Genomic DNA, 2,580 nt, shown 5'->3' with positions numbered 1-2,580 from the left:
CGAGCACGCTCGCGATGGTCGTTAACGATAACGCGGGCTTACTGGCCAGACGCGGCGTTCTTGAGTCCATCGCGAGCATGCTCGCTCGTACAGGGGGACGTGTAGCGGCTCACGGCTATGGCGACGTGTGTCTCCTTTGTTCGCCTGGTGCTGTTCACACAAGAAAACAGGGTCGACTGTAGGAGCGAGCACGCTCGCGATGGTCGTTAACGATAACGCGGGCTTACTGGCTAGACGCGGCGTTCTTGAGTCCATCGTCGGAACGCCGCCCGGAGCATGCTCGCTCCTACAGGGGCGCGTACCGACTCACTGCTGTGGCAACGTCAGAAACGATCCAGCCTGTACGGCGCAGTCGCCGGCAGGCTGTGGGGCTGGGTGCCGGTCAACGGGGTGGCCATTTGTGCAATCATTTCTGCCGTGACCGCGGCCTGGGTCAATCCCAGATGCTGATGGCCGAAGGCGAGCAGGACCTTGCCGTCGCACACCCGGTCGATGATCGGCAGGGAGTCGGGCAGGGAGGGGCGGAAACCCATCCAGGGTGTCGCTGCTTCGGCACTCAGATCTTGCTTGAACAGGCCTTTGCTCAGGCGGTGCAACTGCCAGGCGCGTTCCATGGTTGGCGGGCATTCCAGGCCTGCGAATTCAACGGTACCGGCCAGTCGCAGACCCTCGCTCATTGGCGTCATGATGAACTTGCGCTCCAGTGAGGTGACGGCAAACGGCAAGCGCCCCTGTTCGTGGGGCAGCATCAGGTGATAGCCGCGTTCGGTATCCAGCGGCACCTTCTTGCCGGTCAGCGCGGCGGTGAGCTTCGCCGAATGGGCACCACAGGCAATCAATACCTGGCGGCTGCTGAAACGGCCTTGATCGGTGACCAACGACACGCCGTGTTCATCCAGTTGCCCGCCCTCGACCCGCTGCTTGAGGAACTGCACGCCGCTGCTTTTGGCTGCGTGGACCAGTTCACCGACCACCCGGAAGGGATCGAGAAAATGCCCGGTGCGCGGGAAAAACAAACCACCGCGAATCTGTTCGCTGAGTTGCGGCGCCACATCGCGGACGGCCCTGGCCTGCCAGAAGTCCACCGGAACCTGCTGCTGGCGCATGCGCGACTGTAGCGCTTCGATCGCCTGCTGCGAATCGGGACGCTCGAACACCAGCAGCGAACCGTCTTCTTTCATCAACCCTGGACGGTCGATGGTCTCCAGCAACCGGTGCCAGGCACCCAGGCTGCTTTCATTGAGCGCGCGGATGCCGGCCACGGTGCGCTGGAACGGTGCCGGGCGCAGGTTCAGCAACAAGCGTGCGAACCAGGGCAGGGCCCGGGGCATGTATTTCCAGTCCAGGCGCAGCGGGCCCATCGGGTCCAGGAGCATGGCGGGCAGGCGTTTGAGGATCGACAGGTCGGCGATGGGGAACACCTGCTCCGTGGCGAGGTGCCCGGCATTGCCGAACGAGGCGCCACGACCGGGTTCCTGCTGATCGATCACCACCACCCGCCGGCCCTGACGGGCCAGGCGCAGGGCGCTGGCGACGCCGATGATCCCGGCGCCGATCACGGCAACGTCCGCCGCTGCGTGGGGAGGGTTGAAATGGGATTGGTTGGACATGGCCTAGGCTTCCCTCTGGCCGTCGAGCAGGCGACGCAACTGCAACGGGTTGCCGTGCTTGAGCGCGGCCGGCAGCAAGGCGTCCGGGAAGTCCTGGTAGCAGACCGGGCGCAGGAAACGCAGGATGGCGGCGGTGCCGACCGAGGTGCTGCGCGCATCGGAAGTCGCCGGGAACGGGCCGCCATGGACCATGGCATCGCACACTTCGACCCCGGTCGGCCAGCCATTGACCAACAGGCGCCCGGCCTTGCGCTCGAGGATCGGCAGCAACGTCCTGGCGCTCTCCACGTCGCCATCGTCCAGGTGCAGGGTGGCGGTCAACTGGCCTTCGAGGTGTTCGATGACCTGGCGAATCTGCTCGTCGCTGGCACATTGCACGACCAGTGATGCCGCACCGAACATTTCCGCCTGCAACGCCGGGTCGGCGAGAAACTCGCTGGCCCGGGTGACGAACAGGTGGGCCTGGCACTGGTTAGGCGTTTCGCCTTTGAGGCCGACAGCCACTGTTTGCGCGTGGGCATGCTCGGCCAGCGCACCGACGCCAGCCTCGTAGGCGTTGAAAATGCCGGGGGTGAGCATAGTCTGCGCCGGGCTGCGCTGAAGCTGTTGCGCAGCCGACTGGATGAAACGCTCAAGGTCGGGCCCCTGGCGGGCAATCACCAGACCCGGGTTGGTGCAGAACTGGCCGGCGCCCTGGGTGAGGGAGGCGACGAAGCCTTGCGCCAGCGCTTCGGCGCGCGATTGCAGGGCTGCAGGGAACAGCAGCACGGGATTGATCGAGCTCATTTCGGCGTACACCGGGATTGGCTCGGGACGCGCCTGGGCTGCGTTGCACAGGGCGATGCCGCCGCTGCGCGAGCCGGTGAAACCCACGGCCTTGATGCGCGGATCGGTGACCAGGGCGATGCCCACTTCGCGGCCGGAGCCGTACAGCAGCGAGAACACGCCTTCGTGTAGCCCGCACAGTTTG

General features: G+C 65.3%; 2 protein-coding genes. Both read right to left on the bottom strand.

Annotation, left to right across the window (positions count from 1 at the left end):
* Nucleotides 1-323: 323 nt before the first annotated feature.
* Complete coding sequence (locus VJS90_RS20630) at nucleotides 324-1,610, bottom strand: FAD-dependent oxidoreductase (protein ID WP_324123485.1); 1,287 nt, start codon at nucleotides 1,608-1,610, stop codon at nucleotides 324-326.
* 3 nt (nucleotides 1,611-1,613) lie between these two features.
* A partial coding sequence (locus VJS90_RS20625; protein ID WP_324123484.1) for an aldehyde dehydrogenase family protein occupies nucleotides 1,614-2,580 on the bottom strand: 967 nt, incomplete at its 5' end.

The sequence above is a fragment of the Pseudomonas sp. genome, assembly GCF_035277045.1.
In the GTDB taxonomy this organism is placed as follows: Bacteria; Pseudomonadota; Gammaproteobacteria; order Pseudomonadales; family Pseudomonadaceae; genus Aquipseudomonas.
The sequence above is the reverse complement of the archived record's forward strand: the minus strand, read 5'-3'. Positions and strand labels throughout refer to the sequence as shown.